Origin of the sequence: Rhodoplanes roseus (assembly GCF_003258865.1) — a bacterium.
Lineage (GTDB): Bacteria > Pseudomonadota > Alphaproteobacteria > Rhizobiales > Xanthobacteraceae > Rhodoplanes > Rhodoplanes roseus.
The window spans coordinates 1-367 of sequence record NZ_NPEX01000692.1; the positions used below are offsets into that span (position 1 = coordinate 1).

The window sequence follows — 367 nt, forward strand, 5'->3', positions numbered from 1 at the left end:
GCCGACATTGTCGAAGCCGAAGGCCGGAGCCGGATCCTGTGCCTCGATCAAGGGCCTCAGCCGCTCGATATCGCCGGAGAGCGCCGCCTCGTGCAGCGCTTCCCAGGTCTTGCGCACGGGCTCTGGCATCGCCTGCTCGCCCTTCAAGACATCGAGATATTCCGGCACGGCCTTGCCGGGCTCGGCCGCCGCTTGCGGATCTTGAGGTGCGGCCTCTTTCGGCGCTTCGCTCGCCTGGCCGGCTTTCTGGGCCGGCTCCCCGTCCTTCTCCGATCGCGCCTCGGCCGGTGCGGCAGGTTCCGGTGTGGCCTGATCGTCAGACGCCCCCGGCGGAGCATTCTCCGGGCCGGGCGCATCCTGCGCGACG

At 70.0% G+C, this 367-nt stretch carries 1 pseudogene; it reads right to left on the reverse strand.

Going from position 1 to position 367, the window contains the following annotated elements:
- Window positions 1-367: pseudogene (locus CH341_RS34805) on the reverse strand (hypothetical protein); the annotation flags it as partial.